The sequence below is a fragment of the Methylocystis sp. genome (assembly GCF_050251305.1).
Lineage (GTDB): Bacteria > Pseudomonadota > Alphaproteobacteria > Rhizobiales > Beijerinckiaceae > Methylocystis.
This window is the reverse complement of the sequence record NZ_JBFWNB010000055.1, coordinates 1-21,433: the sequence shown is the minus strand read 5'-3', so window position 1 is coordinate 21,433 and position 21,433 is coordinate 1. Positions and strand designations below refer to the sequence as shown.

The 21,433-nt window shown below is 66.2% G+C and carries 19 protein-coding genes; 7 read left to right on the top strand and 12 right to left on the bottom strand.

What is annotated here, in order from left to right; translation table 11 throughout:
• The coding region (locus tag AB7F41_RS14870; protein ID WP_428385369.1) for an efflux RND transporter permease subunit at positions 1-187 on the top strand (187 nt) is incomplete at its 5' end.
• 2 nt (positions 188-189) lie between these two features.
• Here AB7F41_RS14870 and AB7F41_RS14865 read toward each other — a convergent pair.
• The 6 genes from AB7F41_RS14865 to AB7F41_RS14840 form a co-directional block, all read right to left on the bottom strand.
• Entirely contained in the window at positions 190-477 is a 288-nt protein-coding gene (locus AB7F41_RS14865) for a hypothetical protein (protein WP_428385371.1), read from the bottom strand.
• 144 nt (positions 478-621) lie between these two features.
• Positions 622-1,353: a 5,6-dimethylbenzimidazole synthase gene (gene bluB / locus AB7F41_RS14860; RefSeq protein ID WP_428385373.1), complete on the bottom strand. Its 732-nt coding sequence runs from the start codon at positions 1,351-1,353 to the stop codon at positions 622-624.
• Complete coding sequence (gene cobD / locus AB7F41_RS14855; protein ID WP_428385375.1) at positions 1,343-2,371, bottom strand: threonine-phosphate decarboxylase CobD; 1,029 nt, start codon at positions 2,369-2,371, stop codon at positions 1,343-1,345. Before cobD ends, bluB begins: the two co-directional genes overlap by 11 nt.
• Positions 2,368-3,825: a cobyric acid synthase gene (locus AB7F41_RS14850; RefSeq protein ID WP_428385377.1), complete on the bottom strand. Its 1,458-nt coding sequence runs from the start codon at positions 3,823-3,825 to the stop codon at positions 2,368-2,370. The genes cobD and AB7F41_RS14850 overlap by 4 nt, the downstream gene beginning before the upstream one ends.
• Positions 3,822-4,580, bottom strand: a complete 759-nt coding sequence (locus AB7F41_RS14845; RefSeq protein ID WP_428385400.1) for a cobalt-precorrin-6A reductase — start codon at positions 4,578-4,580, stop codon at positions 3,822-3,824. The genes AB7F41_RS14850 and AB7F41_RS14845 overlap by 4 nt, the downstream gene beginning before the upstream one ends.
• A 240-nt stretch (positions 4,581-4,820) precedes the next feature.
• Complete coding sequence (locus tag AB7F41_RS14840) at positions 4,821-8,336, bottom strand: indolepyruvate ferredoxin oxidoreductase family protein (protein ID WP_428385379.1); 3,516 nt, start codon at positions 8,334-8,336, stop codon at positions 4,821-4,823.
• A gap of 276 nt (positions 8,337-8,612) precedes the next feature.
• On the opposite strand from AB7F41_RS14840, the gene AB7F41_RS14835 reads away from it, so the two are divergent.
• From AB7F41_RS14835 to AB7F41_RS14825, 3 genes are all read left to right on the top strand, one after another.
• Complete coding sequence (locus AB7F41_RS14835) at positions 8,613-9,257, top strand: DUF1007 family protein (RefSeq protein ID WP_428385381.1); 645 nt, start codon at positions 8,613-8,615, stop codon at positions 9,255-9,257.
• A gap of 14 nt (positions 9,258-9,271) precedes the next feature.
• Entirely contained in the window at positions 9,272-10,258 is a 987-nt protein-coding gene (locus AB7F41_RS14830; protein ID WP_428385383.1) for a nickel/cobalt transporter, read from the top strand.
• Between the two features lie 142 nt (positions 10,259-10,400).
• Positions 10,401-12,161 (top strand): AMP-binding protein, encoded by a 1,761-nt coding sequence (locus AB7F41_RS14825; protein ID WP_428385402.1) that lies wholly within the window; start codon positions 10,401-10,403, stop codon positions 12,159-12,161.
• On the opposite strand, the gene AB7F41_RS14820 is transcribed toward AB7F41_RS14825, so the two are convergent.
• From AB7F41_RS14820 to AB7F41_RS14805, 4 genes are read right to left on the bottom strand one after another with little or no spacing between them, the layout of a single operon-like run.
• The gene (locus AB7F41_RS14820) at positions 12,158-13,426 is read right to left on the bottom strand and encodes an adenosylmethionine--8-amino-7-oxononanoate transaminase (RefSeq protein WP_428385385.1); all 1,269 of its coding nucleotides are present in this window, start codon (positions 13,424-13,426) and stop codon (positions 12,158-12,160) included. The two genes, AB7F41_RS14825 and AB7F41_RS14820, sit on opposite strands and share 4 nt — an antisense overlap.
• A complete protein-coding gene (gene bioD / locus AB7F41_RS14815; RefSeq protein ID WP_428385387.1) occupies positions 13,423-14,058 on the bottom strand; it encodes a dethiobiotin synthase in 636 nt (211 codons plus the stop codon). The genes AB7F41_RS14820 and bioD overlap by 4 nt, the downstream gene beginning before the upstream one ends.
• Complete coding sequence (locus AB7F41_RS14810) at positions 14,055-15,188, bottom strand: 8-amino-7-oxononanoate synthase (RefSeq protein ID WP_428385388.1); 1,134 nt, start codon at positions 15,186-15,188, stop codon at positions 14,055-14,057. Before AB7F41_RS14810 ends, bioD begins: the two co-directional genes overlap by 4 nt.
• A gap of 17 nt (positions 15,189-15,205) precedes the next feature.
• Complete coding sequence (locus AB7F41_RS14805) at positions 15,206-15,550, bottom strand: ClpX C4-type zinc finger protein (RefSeq protein ID WP_428385390.1); 345 nt, start codon at positions 15,548-15,550, stop codon at positions 15,206-15,208.
• A gap of 130 nt (positions 15,551-15,680) precedes the next feature.
• On the opposite strand from AB7F41_RS14805, the gene AB7F41_RS14800 reads away from it, so the two are divergent.
• The 3 genes from AB7F41_RS14800 to AB7F41_RS14790 are packed head-to-tail and all read left to right on the top strand — an operon-like array spanning position 15,681 to position 19,885.
• Positions 15,681-16,166: a methyltransferase family protein gene (locus tag AB7F41_RS14800; protein WP_428385392.1), complete on the top strand. Its 486-nt coding sequence runs from the start codon at positions 15,681-15,683 to the stop codon at positions 16,164-16,166.
• Positions 16,167-16,203: 37 nt separating this feature from the next.
• The gene (locus AB7F41_RS14795; RefSeq protein ID WP_428385394.1) at positions 16,204-18,957 is read left to right on the top strand and encodes a heavy metal translocating P-type ATPase; all 2,754 of its coding nucleotides are present in this window, start codon (positions 16,204-16,206) and stop codon (positions 18,955-18,957) included.
• 40 nt (positions 18,958-18,997) lie between these two features.
• Positions 18,998-19,885, top strand: coding sequence for an SDR family oxidoreductase (locus AB7F41_RS14790; RefSeq protein WP_428385396.1), 888 nt, complete (start codon positions 18,998-19,000; stop codon positions 19,883-19,885).
• Positions 19,886-19,887: 2 nt separating this feature from the next.
• Here AB7F41_RS14790 and AB7F41_RS14785 read toward each other — a convergent pair whose 3' ends face one another.
• Both AB7F41_RS14785 and AB7F41_RS14780 read right to left on the bottom strand, forming a co-directional pair.
• The gene (locus AB7F41_RS14785; RefSeq protein WP_428385403.1) at positions 19,888-20,913 is read right to left on the bottom strand and encodes a nickel/cobalt efflux transporter; all 1,026 of its coding nucleotides are present in this window, start codon (positions 20,911-20,913) and stop codon (positions 19,888-19,890) included.
• Positions 20,914-21,234: 321 nt separating this feature from the next.
• The coding region (locus tag AB7F41_RS14780; protein ID WP_428385398.1) for a methane monooxygenase/ammonia monooxygenase subunit B at positions 21,235-21,433 on the bottom strand (199 nt) is incomplete at its 5' end.

The following is a 21,433-nucleotide window of genomic DNA, read 5'->3' as shown; positions in this document are numbered from 1 at the left end:
GACCGGGATCGGCGCCGAACTGCGCCGACCGCTCGGCATCACCATCATCGGCGGCCTGCTGCTCAGCCAGGCGCTGACGCTCTACACGACGCCGGTGATCTATCTGCTGATGAGCAAGCTTCGGCGCAAAAAGCCGGCCGCGCCCGCCGATGAGCGGGTCGCGCCGCTAAAGGCGCATGGCGCTTGAGCTTAGTGCGCCGGCGCGCGCGGTGCTTCGAAGAAGAAGCGCAGCACCTGGGCCGCGCCGCAATCCTCGATCGGCACATGCCAGAATTTCGAGTCGAGATCCGGAAAGCGCTCCATTGGCAGCTGGATCTGCGTAAGCCGCGCATGATTGTCGAATCCGCGCAACATGGCGCGTTCGAACAGTTTCAGCAGCTGCTCTTCGCAGTCTGGCACTTCCGTGACGGTGAGGATGGTGTTGTTGGCGAGCGGGAAGGCTTTCTCGAACAGCTGTTCCAAATTAACCGGCGCCATGTTCGCGTCTCCGACGCCCCCAAATGGGCTTCGACTATCCGGCGATCCTAACGCTGCAACCTTTCACGCATCACCCTAAAAAGTCGAGCAAGGCTAACAGGTTGTCTCCAGGAGTCCACAGGAAAGCTGAATTCAGCCTTTCAGTTATTTAAGGCAGGTTTGTGGACTCGCCAGCTCTCCCCAGCCGTCTTCAAAGATCAGATTCTCCAGGGGAAGGCGCGACGCCCAGCGCTTGACTTCCAGTTCGGGCGATCGATACGCCTGCGCGACATAGCCGACGCAGAGATAGGCGACGATGGCTATCTCATTGGGAATATTTAAGATCCCGCGCAGATCGGCGTCCCTGACGATGCTCACCCATCCAACGCCGACGCCTTCGGCGCGCGCCGCAAGCCACAGGTTCTGAACCGCGCAAGCGGTGCTGAGCATATCGGTGTCGGGTTGCTGCGTACGGCCGAGCCCTGTCGCGCCGAAGCGGGCGCGGTCGCAAGTGACGCAAATATTGAGAGGCGCCTTGATGATGCCCTGCAGCTTCAGGCTGCGATAGAGCGACCGCCGGTCGGGCTCCAGGGCCTGCTCCTCGGCTTCGCAGGCGCTCCGGAAAGCGTCATAGGCGGCGCGCCGCTTCTCGACGTCCCGGACGATGATGAAATTCCAGGGCTGCATGAAGCCGACCGAAGGCGCATGATGCGCCGCGTCGAGGATGCGCAGCAAAACGTCGCGCGGCACGTCGTCGGGCAGGAATTCGTCGCGCACGTCGCGGCGGGCGTGGATGACGCGGTAGATCGCAGCGCGCTCGGCCTCGCTGAAGGCCTCCGCGGGCGCGAGATCGGTCGCTGGCGGCGCGTCCCTGTTCTCCGGCGCTTCAGCGGCCATCGGCGCTCTCCAGCGCTGTAGCCAGCCTATCCCAATCGGACTCGTTTTTCGGCAGACCGAACCGTATCCAGTCCGGCCCCTCCGCGAAGACTCGGGTCAATATGCCGCGGGCGGCGAGATGCAGGAAACGGCGAGAGGCCTGCGGATGCGCCGCCAGCCGAAACAGCGTCGTTCCGCCTGCGATCTGAAAACCTGACTGCATCAGAAGCGCGTCGAGACGGGCGGCGTCCCGCGCGGCCGCATGCGCTGCGCTCGCGCGCCATGCGTCATCGGCAAGCGCGCGTGCGCCGATCGCGAGCGCCGGACCAGAAACTGCCCAGGGTCCCAGCGCGGCGCGAAGCTCCGCCGCCCGCGCGCGCGAACAGAGCGCAAAGCCGAGCCGCAACCCCGGAAGCCCATGAGCCTTGCCGAAAGAGCGCAGCACAAGGAGGCTCCTCCCGTGAGCGAAACGGGCGACGCTACGCTCCGGCGTGAAATCCATGAAGGATTCATCGACGATGAGCAGGCCGTCGCGTTGCGCCATGCGCGCGGTCGTCGACAACATGTCTTCAGGCGCGACGACGCGCCCGTCGGGATTATTAGGGTTGACGATCACGCCGACATCGGCGTTCGCGAGCGCGTCCAAAGTCTCGACGACGTCAATCTGCGCGCCCGACGCCGCCCAACACGCCGCATGCTCGGCATAGGTAAAGCCCAGAATCGCGACTCGTTTCGCCGGAAACACGCGCGGCAGCATCTGAATAAAAGCCTGCGCCCCAGCGCCAGCAATGACGTCGACCTCGGCATGCGCGCCATAGGCCCGGCGCGCGGCGCTGTCGAGCGCGGCGAAAGCGTCGTCGTCGGGAAGCCGCGTGAAAGCCTCGTCAGCGAGCTGCGGCAGCGGATAGGCGCGCGGATTGACGCCGGTCGACAGATCGATCCAGGGCTGCGGCGCGTCGGGATAAAGCCGGCGCGCGGCGTCGAGTCGTCCGCCATGCGCGACAATCGCCGGCGCGCCGATGGTGGAATGCGCCGTCATCGCGCGATCTCCCAGAGCGCGTCGAGATCGATGTGGCGCGCGCAATGCGCCGCAAGCGTGTCGAGCGTCTCTTCGATCGACTCCTCGTAACGCAGCGCGGACGTCGGCGCGCCGAGCGTGCGCAGCAGCGACGCGCGTAAAGAGTCGTCCGCGAAGATCCCGTGCGCGTAAGCGCCCGCCACGCGTCCATCACGCGACGTCGCGCCATCCAACCGCCCATCAGCAAGGCGCAACGCCGGTCGCGCGCAGGCGGCGCCGGAGCTTTCGCCGACATGCATCTCATAGCCGCTGAAGGGCGCATCGAAGATCGGCGCATGGCCGCTGACGGGCGTGAGAGTTTTTGCTCCGCTCAAAGTGGTCTCAACGTCGAGAAGCCCTAAGCCGTGCGCTTCGCCGGCCGCGCCTTCGACGCCGAGCGGATCTCGGATAACGCGGCCGAGCATCTGATAGCCGCCGCAAACGCCGAAGACCCGGCCGCCGCGACGCACATGCGCGAGAATGTCGATGTCCCAGCCATTAGCGCGCAACGCCGCGAGGTCGGCGATCGTCGCTTTCGATCCCGGCAGGATGACAAGTTGCGTCTCCGGCGGCAGCGGTTCGCCATCCTTGAGGAAGATCACGCGCACGCCCTGTTCCGCCTTCAGCGGATCGAGATCGTCGAAATTGGCGATATGCGGCAGGAGCGGAACGGCGATCGTGACGCCGTTGCGCCGCTCGCGGCTTTGCGTCCGCAAACCGAATGCGTCTTCGGCCGGAAGCCGCGCGGCGGCGTCGAAAAATGGCACGACGCCGAGCGCGCGCCAGCCGGTGCGCGCTTCGACGAAGCGCAGACCGTCGTCGAACAGCGAGGCGTCGCCGCGAAACTTGTTGACGATGAACGCCTCGATCATCGCCGCGTCATCGTCGTCGAGCGCCGCCTTGCAACCGACGAGCTGCGCAATCACGCCGCCGCGGTCGATGTCGCCGACGAGCGCGACGGGGGCGTCGACTTCGCGGGCGAATCCCATATTGGCGATGTCGTTCCTGCGCAGATTGATCTCGGCGGCGCTGCCGGCGCCCTCGACGATGACGATGTCCGCTTCCGCTTTCAGGCGCGCATAGCTCTCGAGCACCGGCTGCATCAGGCGCGGCTTCAGGTCCTGATAGTCGCGCGCCTTCGCCTGTCCGGCGACGCGCCCCTGCACGACGATCTGCGCGCCTGACGCGCCTTGCGGTTTGAGCAGCACGGGATTCATATCGATGCGAGGCGTAAGCCGCGCGGCCCGCGCCTGCAAGGCCTGCGCCCGGCCGATCTCGCCGCCGTCGGCCGTCACCGCGGCGTTGTTCGACATGTTCTGCGGCTTGAAGGGCGCGACCCTGACCCCGCGATTGGCGAAGGCGCGCGCGAGCCCGGCGACGAGCAGCGATTTGCCGACGTCGGAGCCCGTGCCCTGAATCATCAGCGTGCGGCTCATGACGCGAGAAACGCGAGCGCCGCATCGACGCTATGCGTCGTCGCCGCGGCCGCGCTCGCCGGCCGCGCGATCATGACGACGTCAAGCCCAAGCGTCCGCGCCGCCTCAATCTTGGCGTAAGCGAGCGCGCCGCCGCTGTTCTTGGTGACGATCGTCTCGACGCCCTGATCCCGCATCAGCGCGATTTCGTCTTCGAGCGCGAAAGGGCCGCGGCCGAAGATGACCGCGCAGGAAGGCGGCAGATCTTCGGCGCGCGGCGGTTCGATGACCCGCAAAATATAGTCATGCTGCGGGGCGAGACGAAAATCGGCGACGCCCTGGCGACCGATCGCGAGAAAGACCCGGCGCGGCGCCGCGCCAAGCGCATGCGCCGCGTCGGCGTTGCTTTCGACCTTGATCCAGCGGTCGCCACGTCCGGGACTCCATGGCGGGCGCGTCAGCACGAGCAGCGGCGCGCCGACGGCGGCGCAGGCGGCCCGGGCGTTTGCGGAGATGCGCGCGGCGAACGGATGGGTGGCGTCGATCACATGCGAAATGCGCGCCTCGACGAGATAGCGCATCATTCCTTCGACGCCGCCGAAGCCGCCGACGCGAGTCGGCAGATCATGCGCGAGCGGCGCGCTGGTGCGGCCGGCGAGCGAAATGACGCCGTCGAGACGCGGGTCGGCGGCGATCCGCGTCGCAAGCGTGCGCGCTTCGCTCGATCCGCCGAGCACAAGCGCGCGGCGTTCGGTTGGCGCCGACGACAGACGCATCGCCGATCGCGCATCTCTCACGCCATTGTCCGTTGAGTCATCCACGCCACAACAACCAATCAAAGTTCTCACGCATGTCGTTCCCGACGCGCGCAAGGCGCGTAATCAGGAAACCAGGGCCGGCTTCAAAGATTCGCGTCGCCGCGCTGGGATTCCCGATCAGACCTTCGGTCGCCGGAAATGACAGACCTAAAGCGGCGATTGGGGCGCTTTATATCACAGCGCCGTCGAGAGCGCGGCTCACTCGGCGGCGAGCTTGACCGCCGCCGGATGGCGATATTCGGCCATGAGCCGTTCGCGCTCGGCGTCGACGGCGGCGATGTGGCGCGCCTTGACGTGGCCAAATCCGCGAATGTGCTCGGGCAGGCGCGCGAGGGCGACGGCGCTCGCGTAATTCTCCGGCGTCAGCGAAACGGCGAAGTCGTCGAGCAGCGCTTCATAATCGCTCAGGAGCTTGCGCTCGACGACGCGGTCGTGATCGAAACGGAAGACGTCGATCCAGGTGTTGCGCAACGTCTTCATCCTCGCCAGCACGCGCAGCACCTTAAACATCCAGGGCCCGAAGGTGAATTTGCGCGAGCCGCCGAAATCGGTCTTACGCTGCAACGCGGGGAGATTGGGCGCGAGATGCAGTTCGAGGCGCAGATCGCCCTCGAACGTTTCATCGAGCTGGCGCTGGAAGGCGCCGTCCGTATAGAGCCGCGCGACCTCGTAATAGTCCTTTGCCGCCATCAGCTTGAAGAGATATCGCGCGACCGCTTCGCTGAGTTCGCGTGAACCTGGCGCGCGCGCCGCTTCGAGGCTGGCGATCTTCTTGACGCCGGCGCGGTAGCGCGCGGCATAGGCTTCGTTCTGATAATCCGCGAGGGACGCCGCGCGGCGCTCGATGATCTCCTCGAGAGTCTTCGATTTCTCGCGACTGCGATTGGGCTGACGCAACGACTCGACGACGGAGAGCACGCTGTTCAGATCATGCGCGGCGCGGCGGCCCCACAGGAAGGCCGACTGATTCATCGGCACGGATTCGCCGTTCAGTTCGATGGCGCGCAGGATCGCCGCGTCGGACAGCGGCAGATAGCCCTTCTGCCAGGCGTAGCCGAGGATGAAAATATTCGCCGCGATGGAGTCGCCAAGCAGCGCCTGCGCAAGCGCGGTCGTGTCGATGAAGGTCGATTCCGGCCCGCCGGCGCGGCGGATCGCCTGCTTGACCTCTTCCGACGGCAGAACGAAATCGGGATTGCGCTCGATGTCGCCGGGAAACACCTCGGCGCAATTGACGAGCACCGCCGTCTTGCCCTGCTCCACGGCGGCGAGCACCTGCTTCGCGCCGGCGACGACCAGATCGCAGCCCAGCATCAGATCGGCTTCGCCGGCGGCGATGCGGATGGCGTGAACATCCGCCGGCGTTTGGCCGATCTTCACATGGCAATAGACCGCGCCGCCCTTCTGCGCGAGGCCGGCCATGTCGATGACGCCGACGCCCTTGCCCTCGAGATGCGCGGCCATCCCAAGAATGGCCGACACGGTGACGACGCCGGTGCCGCCGAGCCCGGCGACGAGAATTCCATAAGGCGTGGCGCCGATCTCGGCGATGCGGGGCTCCGGCAGATCGGGCTGTCCGCTCGCGTCTTCCTCGGAAGGCAGCGGCGCCTTCTTCATCCGCCCGCCATGGACGGTGACGAAGCTCGGACAGAATCCTTCGAGACAGGAAAAATCCTTGTTGCACGCCGACTGATCGATGCGTCGCTTGCGGCCGAATTCGGTTTCGACCGGCTGCACCGCGACGCAATTCGACGCCGTGCCGCAGTCGCCGCAGCCTTCGCACACGAGTTCGTTGATGATGACGCGCGAGTCCGGATCCTTCATCAGGCCGCGCTTGCGCAGACGGCGCTTTTCGGTGGCGCAGGTCTGATCGTAGATCAGCACGGTGACGCCTTCCGTCTGCGCCAGATCGCGCTGCACCTCGTTGAGGACGTTGCGGTGATGAATGGTCACGCCCGCCGGCCAGACGACCGTCGGCGCATATTTGCCGGGCTCGTCGCTGACCAGCGCGATCTTCGTCACGCCTTCGGCCGCGATCTGCCGCGCGATCGTTTCGACCGTCAATTCGCCTTCGTGCTTCTGGCCGCCCGTCATGGCGACGACGCCGTTGAAGAGAATCTTGAAGGTGATGTTGGTGTTGGTCGCGACGGCAAAGCGGATGGCGAGCGACCCGGAATGATTATAGGTGCCGTCGCCGAGATTCTGGAACATATGCTTGCGCGTCGAGAACGGCGCCTCGCCGATCCAGTTCGCGCCTTCGCCGCCCATATGGGTATAGCCCTCGGTCGAGCGGTCCATCCATTGCGCCATGTAATGGCAGCCGATGCCCGTATAGGCGCGCGAGCCTTCCGGCACATGGGTCGACGTCGAATGCGGACAGCCGGCGCAGAAATGCGGTACGCGAACGGTGACGTCGGTCATCGTGCGGCGGCGATCCTGCAACCGCTCGAGCCGGCGCACGCGCGCTTCAAGCGTCTCCAGCGGATGATATTTCAACAGCCGCCGCCCGATGGCGATGGCGATGTCATTGGCGTCGAGCGCGCCCTTGACGGGGAACAGCCATTCGCCGCGCTCGTCCTTCTTGCCGATGCACAGCGGCTGATGCGGCGCGCCGTACAATTCCTCGCGCAGCTGCGTTTCGATCAGCGAGCGCTTCTCTTCGACGACGATGATCAGATCGAGGCCGCGCGCGAATTCGCGCAGCCCCTGCGGCTCCAGCGGCCAGGGCGCGGCGATCTTGTAGAGACGCAGACCGAGATCGTTGGCCTTCACCTCGTCGAGGCCGAGATCGTCCATCGCCTGGCGCACGTCGAGATAGGACTTGCCGACCGTGATGACGCCGATCTTCGGATTGGCGCCGCCCGAGGTGATGATGCGGTTCAAGCGATTGGCGCGGATGAAGGCGAGCATCGCGTCGCGCTTGCTCTCCTGCATGCGCTCTTCCTGCGCGAGAACCGGATCGCCGGGCCGGATGTTCAGGCCGCCCGGCGGCATGAAGAAATCCGGCGGCGCGATCGGGCGAATGCGATCGAGCGAAGCGTCGATCGAGGCCGTCGACTCGACCGTATCCTTCAGAAGCTTCAGCCCGACCCAGACGCCGGCGAAGCGCGACAGGGCGAAGCCATAGAGTCCGTAATCGAGGATTTCCTGCACGCCGGCCGGCGACAGGATCGGGATCATCACATCGACGAAATGATAGTCGGACTGATGGGCGGTGGTGGAGGACTCCGCCGTGTGGTCGTCGCCCATGAGCGCCAGCGCGCCGCCATGGCGCGAGACGCCGGCGAGATTGACGTGGCGAAAGGCGTCGCCGCTGCGGTCGACGCCGGGACCTTTGCCGTACCAAAGCGAGAAAACGCCGTCATATTTGCCTTCGCCGCGCATCTCGGCCTGCTGCGCGCCCCAGATGGCGGTCGCCGCGAGGTCCTCGTTGAGCCCCGGCATGTATAAGATATTGTTTGCGTCGAACAGCGCCTTGGCCTTGTGCATCTGCGCGTCGACGCCGCCCAGAGGCGAGCCCCGATAGCCGGTGACAAAGCCCGCCGTGTTCAGGCCGGCGCGGCGGTCCGCCTCCTTCTGCATCAGCAGCAGGCGCACGATCGCCTGGGTGCCGGTGATCAGCACGCGCGATCTTTCGAGATCAAAACGATCGGAGAGCGACGCCTCGGCGAAGGCGGAGCCGGTCACTGCGTCGCCGGCGGCAATTTCCGCCATAACTGCTCTCCTGCGCGAAATCGGCGAAGCGCGCTTGGGACTCTTGCGCTCACACGCTAAAAGACAAGGATCAACCCGTGAACGAATCCGGTTTTAACGACCCAGCCGGTCGTGGCCTTCAGCCGCACAGCGCCTCGTCGGCGACGACTCTGTATCCGCCACCTTATGCCACAGGGAAGCGCCTTTTCAAGGACGGATCTCCTAGCATACACAGGCGCGGAACGGCCAGCCCGCGCCGCGATTCCGCCGCCTTCGCCGCCTAAGCGCGAGAGTCGCATGAAACTGAAAATCCAAGCGATTCTTCTCCTTTTGATGACAGCGGCCGGGATCGGCGCCGCCGCGGCCCATCCGCATGTCTGGGTGGCCGTGCGCAGCGAGGTGGTGTTTGCGCCCGACGGCAAGATCACCGGCGTTCGGCACGCCTGGGAGTTCGACGAAATGTATTCGGCCTATGCCGTGCAGGGGCTCGGCAAGGACGGAAAGCCGCCCACCCGCGAAGAGCTGGCGCCGCTCGCGAAAACGAACGTCGAATCGCTCGCCGAATTCGACTTTTTCACCTACGCCAAGCGGAACAGCGCCAAACTTGCGTTCAAGCAGCCGGAGAATGTGACGCTCGAAGCCAACGACAAGAAGATCGTCACCTTGCGTTTCTTTCTGCCGCTGGAGAAGCCGGTCGCAGCTAAGAAGCCGTTTTCCTTCCAGGTCTACGACCCGACCTATTTCGTCTCCTTCGGATTTGAGAAGAAAGATCCGGTGACGCTCGCGGGCGCGCCGAACGGCTGCTCGGTCAGCCTCGTCGAGCCTGCGCCGCTGCTGGCGACCGACAACCAGAAACTGAGCGAAGCCTTCTTTCAGAACATGTCGCCGGGCGCCGATTTCGGCATCAAGCTGGCGACGCGCGCGATCGTGGCCTGTCCGTGACATTTGAGCGGAGAATGGTTTGGCTCGGCGTGATCGCCGCCGCCCTCGCCGCGACTGCGGCGTCGTCGGCCTGGGGCGCGCCGCGCCATCCATTCGCCGTCGGGGCGCAGGAGTCGACCGCCGCGGCGACGGGCCTCGCGGGGCTCATTTTGGCGTGGCAGGCCAAGTTTCACGCCGAACTGCAAACGGCCGCGCGCGCGCTCAAGACCGATCCTTCGGCGTTCCTCGCGCTCGCCACGGCGAGCTTCGCCTATGGCGCCTTTCACGCGGCCGGCCCCGGCCACGGCAAGGCGGTGCTCGCCTCCTACATGCTCGCCAATGAAACGGCGCTGCGCCGCGGTCTGCTGCTCGCGGCGCTGGCCGCGCTGCTGCAGGGCCTGGTGGCGATCGCCGTGGTCGGCGCTGCGGCGGCGTTCTTCCGCGCGACCGCCAGCCAGATGAGCGACGCCACCCATTTTATCGAGCTCGCCAGCTATGCGGCGGTCGCGGCGCTCGGCGCGCGCCTCGCCTGGGTGAAAGGCCGGGCGCTGGCGGCGGCGCTGCGCGCGCCCGCAATCGCGCCGACCGCGCGCGGCTTCGTCTGCGAGGCGATCGACGACCCGGCGCATGTGCACGACGACAGCTGCCGCCATGCGCCGGACCCTTCGACATTGGGCGGACCGAAGTTTCGATTCGCCGACGCGGCGGCGACCGTCGTCGCCGCAGGCCTGCGCCCCTGCTCCGGCGCCATTCTGGTGCTGGTGTTCACCCTGTCGCAGGGGCTGTTCGCCGCCGGCGCCGGCGCGGTCATCGCGATGTCCGCCGGCACCGCGATCACCACGGGCGCCCTCGCCGCGACGGCCGTATACGCCAAGAGCGCGGCGGTCCGGCTGGGCGCGAAGGATTCGAGACGCGCGATCATTCTCGCGCGCGGCGGCGAGTTCATCGCCGCGATTCTCGTTCTGGCGCTCGGCGTCACGCTGCTCTTCGGCCTCGCCCCGGCGTCCACAGGCGCAAAGTGACGTCTCGCGGCGACGCAACATAACGTTCGCAGGCCGCGCATAGCCTCATTCGACGCGAGACGCGCTATCTTGAACAAGAGCGCATCGGCAGTGCGCATGATTCGCAGCGCGTTTCACGACGGCTCGTGGAGGCCCAATGGAAATGACAAACGCCGAACAACAACGCGAGGACCCCTATGCGAAGCGGCCGTGGCTTGCGTCGTATCCCGCTGGCGTTCCGGCTGAAATCGACGAATCGTCCTATTCGACGCTTGTCGCGATCTTCAATGCGAGCGTCGTGGAGTTCGCCGACAGGACGGCGATGGAGAGTTTCGGCGCGACGCTCACCTTCGAGGAGCTCGGGCGCGCCGCGCTGGCGGTCGCCTCCTGGCTGCAGACGCGCGGACTGAGAAAAGGCGACCGCGTCGCGATCATGTCGCCGAACGTCCTCGCCTATCCGGCAATTCTCTTCGGCGTTTTGCGCGCCGGCGGCGTCGTAGTGAACGTCAATCCGCTCTACACGCCGCATGAACTCGAACACCAGATGAACGACTCGGGCGCGCGCTTTCTGTTCGTGTTCGAAAACTTCGCGCATACGGCGGCGACCGCCTGGCCGCACATGAACATCGAGCGTGCGGTGATCGTCAAACCCGGCGATCTGATGGGGCTGCGCGGACTGATCGTCAATTTCGTGTCGCGCTGGATCAAGCGCATGGTCCCCGCCTATCGCTTGCCGGGCTGCGTCGGCTTCGCGCAAGTGCTGCAGGCGGGCGCCGAAGAGCCGTTCAAGCCGCCGCAGGTCGGACCGGAGGACATTGCTTTCCTGCAATACACCGGCGGAACGACCGGCGTCGCGAAGGGGGCGATGCTGCTGCATCGCAATGTCGCCGCCAACGTCGAGCAATCATGGGCCTGGCTCAAGCCCTATCTCGAGAACAAGCCTTTGGTGATGGTGACGGCGCTGCCGCTCTATCACATTTTCGGACTGACGGCCTGCCTGATGCTCGTCGTGAAGACGGGCGGCTGCTGCCTGTTGATCGCCAATCCGCGCGACATCAAGGGCCTGATTGCGACGCTGCGCAAATCTGATTTCACGCTGTTCTCCGGCGTGAACACGCTCTATGCGGCGATCGCCGACCATTCGACGGCCAAGTCCGTCGACTATTCCAACCTTCTGCTCACCATCTCCGGCGGCATGTCGACCCAGGAGGTCGTGGCACAGAAGTGGAAGGCGCTGACCGGAAAGCCGATCGTCGAAGGCTATGGGCTGACGGAAACGTCGCCGATCGTCACGATCAACAAGCCGACGATCGCCGAATTCACCGGCGGGATCGGCTATCCGGTGCCGTCGACGGACATCTCGGTGCGTTCGCCCGACGGCGAACCGGTTCCCGTCGGCGAGCGCGGCGAACTTTGCGTCAAGGGGCCGCAACTGATGGGCGGCTACTGGCGCAGGCCGGATGAAACCGCCAAAGCGCTGACCGCCGATGGTTTCCTCAAGACGGGCGACATCGCGGTGATGGCGCCGGACGGGCTCGTCAAGATCGTCGATCGGCTGAAGGACATGATTCTCGTCTCGGGCTTCAATGTCTATCCGAACGAAGTCGAATCCGTGCTCGCCGAACATCCTCTGGTCAAGGAGGTGGCGGTGATCGGCGTGCCGAATGAACATTCGGGAGAAGCGCCGATGGCTTTCGTCGTGGCGCGCGACCCGAGTCTCACCCGCGAGGCGTTGCGCGCCTTCGCGCATGAGCAGCTGACGAGCTACAAGATTCCGCGCCACTTCGAATTCCGCGAGAGCCTGCCGAAGACCAATGTCGGCAAAATCCTGCGACGCGCGCTCAAGGACGAATTTCTCGCGCGCAAGGACGCCGTCGCGAACGGAGGCTGCGGCGAGAGCGTGCGCACGGAGCTGGGACGTTAGCGCTTGCCGAAGCGCTCCGCCGCCTCGCTGATCGCGTCGTAAACGAGATCGAGTTCGGCGGCCGCGACGCAGTACGGCGGAAAGACATAGATCGTCGGGCCAAGCGGGCGCAGGAGAAGTCCGCGCGCGTTGAAGAACCCCATCAGATCGAGCGCGATCGTCGCCAGATAGCCGCCCTGCCCGACATGCAGATCGAGCGCCGTGACGATTCCGAGCCGGCGCACGTTCGAGAAGCGCGCGTCGTCCGCAAAGCGCGCAAGGCGCTCGGCCTGCATGTCGCAAAGCGCCGCGACCCGCGCGGCGGGCTCGCCCGTCGCCCATACGTCGAGATTGGCCAGCGCCGCGGCGCAGGCGATCGGATTCGCCGTATAGGAGCTCGAATGAAAAAAGGCGCGCGCCCGCTCCGGCGACAGATGCGCCTCGAAAATCTCGCGCTTGCACATGGTGACGGCGAGCGGCAGCGCGCCGCCGGTCAGGCCCTTGGCGTAACAGGCGATGTCGGGAACGACCGCCGCCTGCGCGCAGGCAAACAGCGTCCCAGCGCGGCCGAAGCCCGTCATTACTTCATCGGCGATGAACAGCACGCCGTAGCGCGCGCAGATGCGCTTCATCTCCGCGAGCGTGTCGGCGCCGTATATGAGCATGCCGCCCGCGCCGAGAATCAGCGGCTCGACGAGGAGCGCGGCGGCTCTATCGCGACAGGCCTGCTCGAGCGCGTCGAGCGTCTCCTGCTCGCGGCCGCGCATTGGAAACGGGATCCGCGCGACGTCATAGAGCAGCGGCTCGTAAGGCGCGTTGAAGGGCGAGCGCGCGCCGACGGACATCGCGCCGATCGTGTCGCCGTGATAGCCGTGCTCAAGCGCGACGATGCGCGAACGCGCCTCTCCGCGATTGCGCCAGAAGCCAAGCGCCATCTTGATCGCCACTTCGACGCAGGTCGAGCCGCTGTCGGAATAAAACACATAGTCGAGGCCGGGCGGCGTTAGCACGACGAGGCGCCGCGCCAGAGCTTCCGCGGGCTCATGGGTGAAGCCGGCGAAGATGATCTGGTCGAGCCGCTCGGTTTCTTCGCGGATCGCCTGCATGATCGCCGGGTGGCGATGACCGTGGGTGATCACCCACCAGGAGGAGATGGCGTCGAGAAAGCGGCGACCGTCTTCGGCTTCGAGCCAAGCGCCTTCGGCGCGCGCGATCTTGAAGGCGCCGGGCTGCAGCGCATGCTGCGTGAACGGCCGCCAGACCGGCGAGTCAGTGACATAGCTCATGCGCCGCTTCCGAAGGCGTCGCGCGCGATGGCGGCGTTGAACGCGGCGCGCAGCGTTTTCTCAGTCAAGGGATCAAGCCTCGGCAGCCGGCCGAGAATGCGCGCGCCGCCGATCGTCTCGATCGCATGTTGCGCATCGGCGTCAGCCTCGCCGGAAAACACGATCCCGACGATCGGAATCGCGCGTCTGCGCAAGGCTTCGAGGGTGAGCAGGCTGTGATTGATCGTGCCGAGACTCGTGCGCGCGACGAGTATGACGGGCAAGCGCCAGCGCTCCAGCACGTCGATGGTCAGCGCGCGATCGCTGAGCGGCGTCATCACGCCGCCGGCCGTCTCGATGATGAGAGGAGCGTCGCACGACGGCGGAGTCAGCGCGGCGGCGGCGATCTCGACGCCTTCGTCGCGCGCGGCAAGATGCGGCGACGCCGGCCGACGCAGCCGCCATGCCTCGGCAAGAATGCGCTCCGCCGGCGCGCCCGAAAGGCGCGCCACGGTCTGCGAATCCGTCTCGCCGTCGAGCCCCGCCTGCACAGGCTTCCAGTACGACGCGTTGAGCGCGCCGACGATCGCGGCGGAGACGATCGTCTTGCCGACGCCCGTGTCGGTTCCCACGATGACAAAGCGGCGGTTCATCGTTCGAGCCCCGCCAGCGCTTCGCCAAGATGCGCGATCATGCGCGCGACGTCATCCCGGCTCGCATGGAGCGTCAGCGCGATGCGCAGGCGCGCCGAGCCGTCCGGCACTGTCGGCGGACGGATGGCGCGAAGATCATAGCCATGCGCCTGCATGCGCGACGCGAGCGTCGTCGCGCGGACGTCGGCGCCGACGATGACCGGCTGAATCTGGCTGCCCGACGGTTCGATCGCGCAGAGGCGCCGCAATTCGGCGCCGGCGAAGTCGATGCGCGACAGAAGCTCGGCGCGCCGGTCGTCCGCCGCCGCAACGATCGTGAGCGCCGCGCGGACGCAAGCGGCGATGAGCGGCGACGGCGCCGTCGCGAAGATGAATGGCCGACCGCGGTTGATCATGAAGTCGCGCAGGGTGCGCGGCAGACAGAGGAGACCGCCGACGACTCCCATGGCCTTGCCGCAGGTGTGCAAACTGATGACATTCTCCGCGCCTTCAAAACGCGCCGCGAGTCCGCGCCCGTGAGGACCATACACCCCTGTCGCGTGGGCCTCGTCGATGAGCAGGAAGGCGTCGTTCTTCGCGGCGAGCGCAGAAAGATCGTCGAGCGGCGCCTTGTCGCCGTCCATGCTGTAAAGGCTTTCGACCACGATCCAGATGTTCCCGCGTCCGCCCTTCTCGCGCCAGGAGCGGATCGCGTCCTCGGCCGCGCCCACGTCATTATGCGGAAACCTGGCGTTCGGCGCGCGCGCCAATCGCATGCCTTCATGGGCGCTGGCGTGCGCGAGCGCATCATAGAGAATGAGATCGTGGCGCTGAGGGACGGTCGAAAGCAGCGCCTCATTGGCCGCAAAGCCGGCGCTGAAATAGAGCGCGCTTTCTGCGCCAAAGAAGCGGGCCGCCTCCTCTTCGAGCGCTTCGTGCTCGGGATGATTGCCGCGCAAAAGCCGCGATCCGCCGGCGCCGACCGGAACGCCGCGCGCGAGCGCCGCGGTTACGGCCGCGCCGAGCTCCGGCGATTCGGCCAGCGCCAGATAATCGTTCGATGCGAAATCGACTCCCGCGCGCGGCGCGAGCGCGCGCAACCTGCCGCGCGCGGCGAGGCTCGCGAGATCCTGCGCGTAGCGTTCGAGCATAGGGGGCCGGTCCTGGATCAGGAGAACCGCTCCCAGGCCGCCTGCCGAGAAACGCCCAGGGCCTTGCCGATCGCCGCCCAGCTCACCTCGCGTTTGCGAAGCGCCGCGACTTGCGCGTGGATGAGAGAATGCAACGCCATGACGCTGGCTTCGCTCGCCTTGATCGACGACAGCAGTTGCGCGTCGGTGAGATCGTCCCAGCTTTTGAAGGGCGAAGGCGCAGCGTCAAGGATCTTGTTGCAAACGCCGACGCAATCCTCGCAGATATAGCCGCCGGCGGCGCCGCCGATCAGCCGCGGGACCTCCGTTTCGGACTTCTTGCAGAACGAGCAGCGCAGTTTACGTTTAGGCAGGGCGATCATATTCGGCCTTTTGTCAAGTCTTTCCTGACAGCTCGCCGGAAGATCGTCAAGATGACCTTGACGCCCGCCGCTTGAAATTGGCGGCCTGAGACGCGATTTTGAGCATACAGTCTCGTCCGGAGCAGCCGCAATGAACGCGCCGACACGCGCCGATGCGCCGCCGTCCCCGATCGCCTGGCCGCCGATCCTGATGGCCGTGACCCTTGCGATCGGGCTCATGCTCGACGCGGCGACGCGCGCCTCGCTCGTCGATCGCGCCTCCTCTTCTCTGCCGCAGATCGCTGGCGCAGCCCTCGTGATCCCGGCGCTGGCCAATGACGTCTGGTGCTTCCGCATTCTTTCGCGCCAACAGACGACGATCATGCCGCATCGCGCCGCGCGCCATCTCGTCACAGAGGGGCCGTACCGATTTTCGCGCAATCCGATCTATGTGTCGCATGTCGCCTTGATCTTTGGACTGGGTCTGTTCCTCGACTCGCCGTTCACGCTGCTATTGACGCCGGTTCTCGCCTTCGGGCTGACCAAACTGGCGATTGAGCCGGAAGAGCGGCATCTGCTTGAGAAATTTGGCGACGACTATCGGTCGTATGTGGCGCGCACGCGGCGGTGGCTTTAGACTGACGCGCGCGGGCGTTGAAAACGAGGCGGCAAGCATGAACGCTCAAACTCCTATTCAGGGCGGCGAACGTCTGGACTTCACGGTGCGGGGCATGACCTGCGCCTCCTGCGTCTCGCATGTCGAGAAGGCGCTTGCGCACACGCCCGGCGTGAGCGCCGCGAATGTGAACCTCGCGACGGAACGCGCTGAAGTTTCGCTGACGCCCGACGCGGATCCTGCGCAGCTCGTCAAATCCGTGTCCGACGCCGGCTATGAGCCGGTCGTCGAGACGGTCGAGATCGGGGTCGGCGGCATGACCTGCGCCTCCTGCGTCTCGCATGTCGAGAAGGCTTTGAACGCCGTTCCGGGCGTGCTCGACGCGAAAGTCAATCTCGCGACCGAACGCGCGTCCGTGCGCGCGCTCGCCGGCCCAGGGCTGACGGATCGACTGCGCCGCGCCATTTCGCAGGCCGGCTACGAGCCGCGCGCCATTGCCGCTGACTCGGGCGGCGCCGACCGAGAGCGGGCGCGACGCGACGAGGAGATGCGCGCGCTGCGCTTCCGCCTCGTGGTCGCCGCCATTTTGACGGCGCCGATCTTCGCGATCGAAATGGGCGGGCATCTCATCCCGCCTGTCCATCACTGGGCCATGGCGACGATCGGGGAAGCCAGGATCCGCGAGATCTCCTTCCTGCTGGCGAGCGTCGTGCTGTTCGGCCCCGGCCTCGTCTTCTTCCTCAAGGGCGTTCCGTCGCTGCTGCGGCGCCAGCCCGACATGAACGCGCTGGTCGCGACGGGCACGCTCAGCGCCTATCTCTATTCGGTCGTCGCGACCTTCGCGCCCGAAGTGCTGCCGCCCGGCTCGGCGCATGTCTATTACGAGCCGGCGGTCGTCATCGTCACCCTCATCCTGTTCGGCCGCTATCTCGAAGCGCGCGCCAAGGGCCGCACTTCGGAAGCGATCCGAGCGCTGGCGAAGCTTCAGCCGAAGACCGCCAGGGTCGAACGCGACGGCGAGACCGTCGACGTCGATATCGATGAGGTGCGCGTCGGCGACATCGTTCTGGTGCGGCCGGGCGAGCGCATCCCGACCGATGGCGTGGTCACCCAGGGCGCTTCCCATGTCGACGAGTCGATGGTGACCGGAGAGCCGACGCCCGTCGCCAAAAGGACCGGCGCCGCCGTCACCGGCGCGACGGTCAACGGCTCCGGCGCCTTTTCGTTTCGCGCGACCCGCGTCGGTTCGGACACGACGCTCGCCGGCATCATCCGTATGGTCGAGCAGGCGCAGGGCGCCAAGCTGCCGATTCAGGCGCTGGTCGATCGCGTCACCGCCGTCTTCGTCCCCGCGGTCTTCGCCGTCGCAGCGCTGACCTTCGTCGTCTGGATGCTGATCGGACCCGAGCCGCGACTCACCTATGCGCTCGTCAACGCCGTTGCGGTGCTCATCATCGCCTGCCCTTGCGCCATGGGGCTGGCCACGCCGGCGGCGATCATGACCGGAACGGGACGGGCCGCGGAGCTGGGCGTATTGTTCCGCAAGGGCGAGGCGCTGCAGACGCTGCGCGACGTGACGCTCATCGCCTTCGACAAGACCGGCACGCTCACCCATGGCAAGCCGCGCCTGACCGATCTCGTCGCCATGCCGGGCAAGAAAGAAAACGAGCTGCTGCGGCTCGCGGCGAGCGTCGAATCGCAGTCCGAACATCCGGTGGGCGCGGCGCTCGTCGCCGCCGCCAAGGAAGCGGAACTTGCGCTTTCGCCCTGCGCCGACTTCAAATCCGTCGCCGGCATGGGCGTCGCCGGAATCGTCGACCGCAAGACCGTGGCGATCGGCGCCGAGCGCTTCATGACCTCGCTCGGACTCGACGCCGCGCCCTTCGCCGAGGACGCCCAGCGCCTCGCCGAGGAGGGCAAGACGCCGCTTTACGTCGCGGTCGACGAGAAGCTTGGCGCGATTCTCTCGGTCGCCGACGATCTGAAGCCGACGAGCCGCGCCGCGATCGACGCCATTCATTCGCTCGGCGTGAAGACGGCGATGATCACCGGCGACGACGCGCGCACCGCCAAAGCCATCGCCCGGAGACTGGGGATCGACGAGGTCGTCGCGGGCGTGCTGCCCGATGGCAAGGTCGCGACGATCGAGCGCCTGCGCGAAGCCAACAAAATCGCCTTCGTCGGCGACGGCGTGAATGACGCGCCGGCGCTCGCCGCCGCCGACGCCGGGATCGCCATCGGCACGGGAACCGACATCGCAATCGAAGCCGCCGACGTCGTGCTGATGTCGGGCGACCTCGCCAAGGTGCCGACGGCGCTGGCGATCTCGCATGAGACGATGCGCAACATTAAGCAGAATCTATTTTGGGCCTTCGGCTACAACGTCGTGCTCATTCCGGTCGCGGCGGGCGCGCTCTATCCGGTGAACGGCATGCTGCTCTCGCCGATGTTCGGCGCCGCGGCGATGGCGTTGTCGAGCGTGTTCGTGCTCACCAACGCCCTGCGCCTGCGCCGGTTCAAGCCGCCGGTCGTCGCGGCCGCGGAAACCGTCCAGCAAGAGGCGCCGATCGAAACAGAAGCGGCTGATCAAGAGACCAAGGAGGAAGCGATGACGACGTTCAATGTGCAAGACATGACATGCAACATGTGCGTCAAGCATGTCACCAAGGCGGTGCAGGCCGTCGAGCCGAACGCCGAAGTTCAAGTGGACCTCGCCACCGGCAAGGTCGATGTGACGCCGGCGCCCAAGGACGCCGAGGCGCTCGCCAAGGCGATCACCGAAGCCGGCTATCCGGCGCAGGTCGCCGCGTGAGGCGGCGCCGCATTTTCGCGAATGACGGCGTGAGCGCGCCATGACGCCGACAGTCACGCGCTCGCTCGCCGGCAAGACGCTGTTCGTCACCGGCGCGAGCCGGGGCATCGGCCTTGCGATCGCAATGCGCGCCGCGCGCGACGGCGCCAATATCGTCATTGCGGCGAAGAGCGTGACCGAGAATCCGAGGATTCCCGGCACGGTCTACACCGCCGCGGCGGAAATCGAAGCGGCGGGCGGACAGGCGCTCGCCGTTCCCTGCGACATTCGCTTCGAAGATCAGGTCGAGGCGGCGATCCAGCAGGCCGCGTCCTGTTTCGGCGGGATCGACATCCTCGTCAACAACGCCAGCGCCATCGACCTGCGCGGCATCGACGCGCTGGAGATGAAACGCTTCGATCTGATGCATCAGATCAACGCGCGCGGGACCTATCTGTGCTCCAAGGCGGCGCTGCCGCATCTGCGGAAATCCGCCAATCCGCATATTCTCACGCTGTCGCCGCCGCTGGATTTGAACCCGAAGTGGTTTTCTCCCAATCTCGCCTACACGATGTCCAAATACGGCATGAGCCTCGTGACGCTCGGCCTCGCCAGGGATCTCGCGCGCGATGGCGTCGCCGCCAATTCGCTCTGGCCGGAGACGGCGATCGCGACCGCCGCCGTCGGCAATCTTCTCGGCGGCGAAGACTTGCTGCGCCGCTCGCGAAAGCCCGAGATCGTCGCCGACGCCGCGCACGCGATCCTCATTCGCCCGGCGAAGAGTTGCAGCGGCAATTTCTTCATCGATGTGCAGGTCTTGGCGGAAGAAGGGATGACCGACTTCTCAACCTACGCCGTCGATCCGACGGTCGACGCCGTGCTGGATTTTTTCCTCGACGCGCCGATCACCGCGAAGGTGACGAAGTCGGCGTTTCACCTCGGAAAATAGATCTAGGTGAGCGCGGCGGCGCCGACTGCGATCGTATAGGCGCCGACGGCGGCGACGAGCGCGCCCGAAAAATAGGGGGCGCGCGCCGCCAGCGCGTCGAATCCCGGCCAGCGCGAAGCGGCGTGGCGCATGCCGAGCGCCGCGGCGACGCCGACGAGCACCAGGGTCAGCGCCAGACCGATGCTGAAGCACAGCACAAGCGCCGCGCCGAGCCCGATGCGCCCAACCTGCAGACATAAGAGAAGCACGGTGATCGACGCCGGGCATGGAATCAGGCCGCCGGTCAGCCCGAAGAGAATGATCTGTCCGGTGGTGACGCGGCGATTGGCGAAGCGCCGTTCAATATCGAGCGCATGTTCGCGCTCATGCGCGTCGGCGTAGACCGTCGGATCGACGTCCAGAAGCTCGCTCTCGAACGCCTCTTCCTGATGGCTGTGCGGAACGCCGCCATCATGGGAATGCACATGAGCGCCGACATCGGCGCCCGCATGCGCGCTCATATATGCGTCGCCATGCGCGTGGTCGTGAGCGCGATGTGCATAGCCATGTGCATGATCATGCGCGTGATCATGCGCGTGGCTGTGCGCGCTATGTGTGTGGCCACCGGCGCCATTCGCGGCGCCTGCGCCGATCGGCGGCGCTCCGACTTGCTGCGCCGGCGCGGACCCGGCTCTGGCCGCGTCGATGTCGCGCCCGGTGCGCCACATCATCCAAAGCGCCACGGCGATGATCAGCGCGCCCGAAAGGATCTGCAGATAGGGTTCGTTCGCCTCGACGTTCAGCTGCGCGCCGAGATAGAGTCCGGTCAGCGCCACGGCCCAGACGATCGCCGTATGCGAAATCGTCGCGGCGACCCCAAGCAGCACTGCCTGCGCCACCGTCCCTCGAACGGCGACGATGAAGGCCGCCATCATCGTCTTCGAATGCCCGGGCTCGAGCCCGTGCAGCGCGCCCAAGGCCACCGCGCTTGGCGCGAAAACCCATGCGTTCGCCGCGCCGGCGCGGAAGACTTCGGAGAGATCGGGCATCGAATTCGGCGCGGGCTCCTCAGGCGCGTTTTTGCAGGACAAGCTCACGGCGGGAACGCTCGTCGCGCCGCTCGTCGCGAGCGGGCCGCGCCCCCACTTTTATAGTGAGCGCACGTCGATGAAACAAGCGGCCGCAGAATCAGCCCTCTGTCGAAGCCCCGGCCGCCGCGGCGGCGGCCGCGCGTCTTTGCCGGTTTCCACACCCCGCGTGAACAGCGCCGAGATGACGGTCGCGGCAAGGATGGATTGACCCGGCGCCGCGCAAAAAAGAAACCCCCGGTCTTTTGGACCGGGGGCTTTTGTCGGTAGTCGGCAGTTCGCTTAGGGCATGTCGCCGGCGACGAACTTCGGAATGACCGGACCGCCGATTTCGGCCGCGAAGCGGCGTCCCGTCGGCGAGAAGAACATCAGCAGGCCGCCGATCTGGCTGTCGGTGTCGTAAGCCAGGTCAGACAGACGCTCGATGTCCCAACGCGCGTCCTGCACCTTCACGGCGATTTCCTTCGTCTCGCCCGGCGCG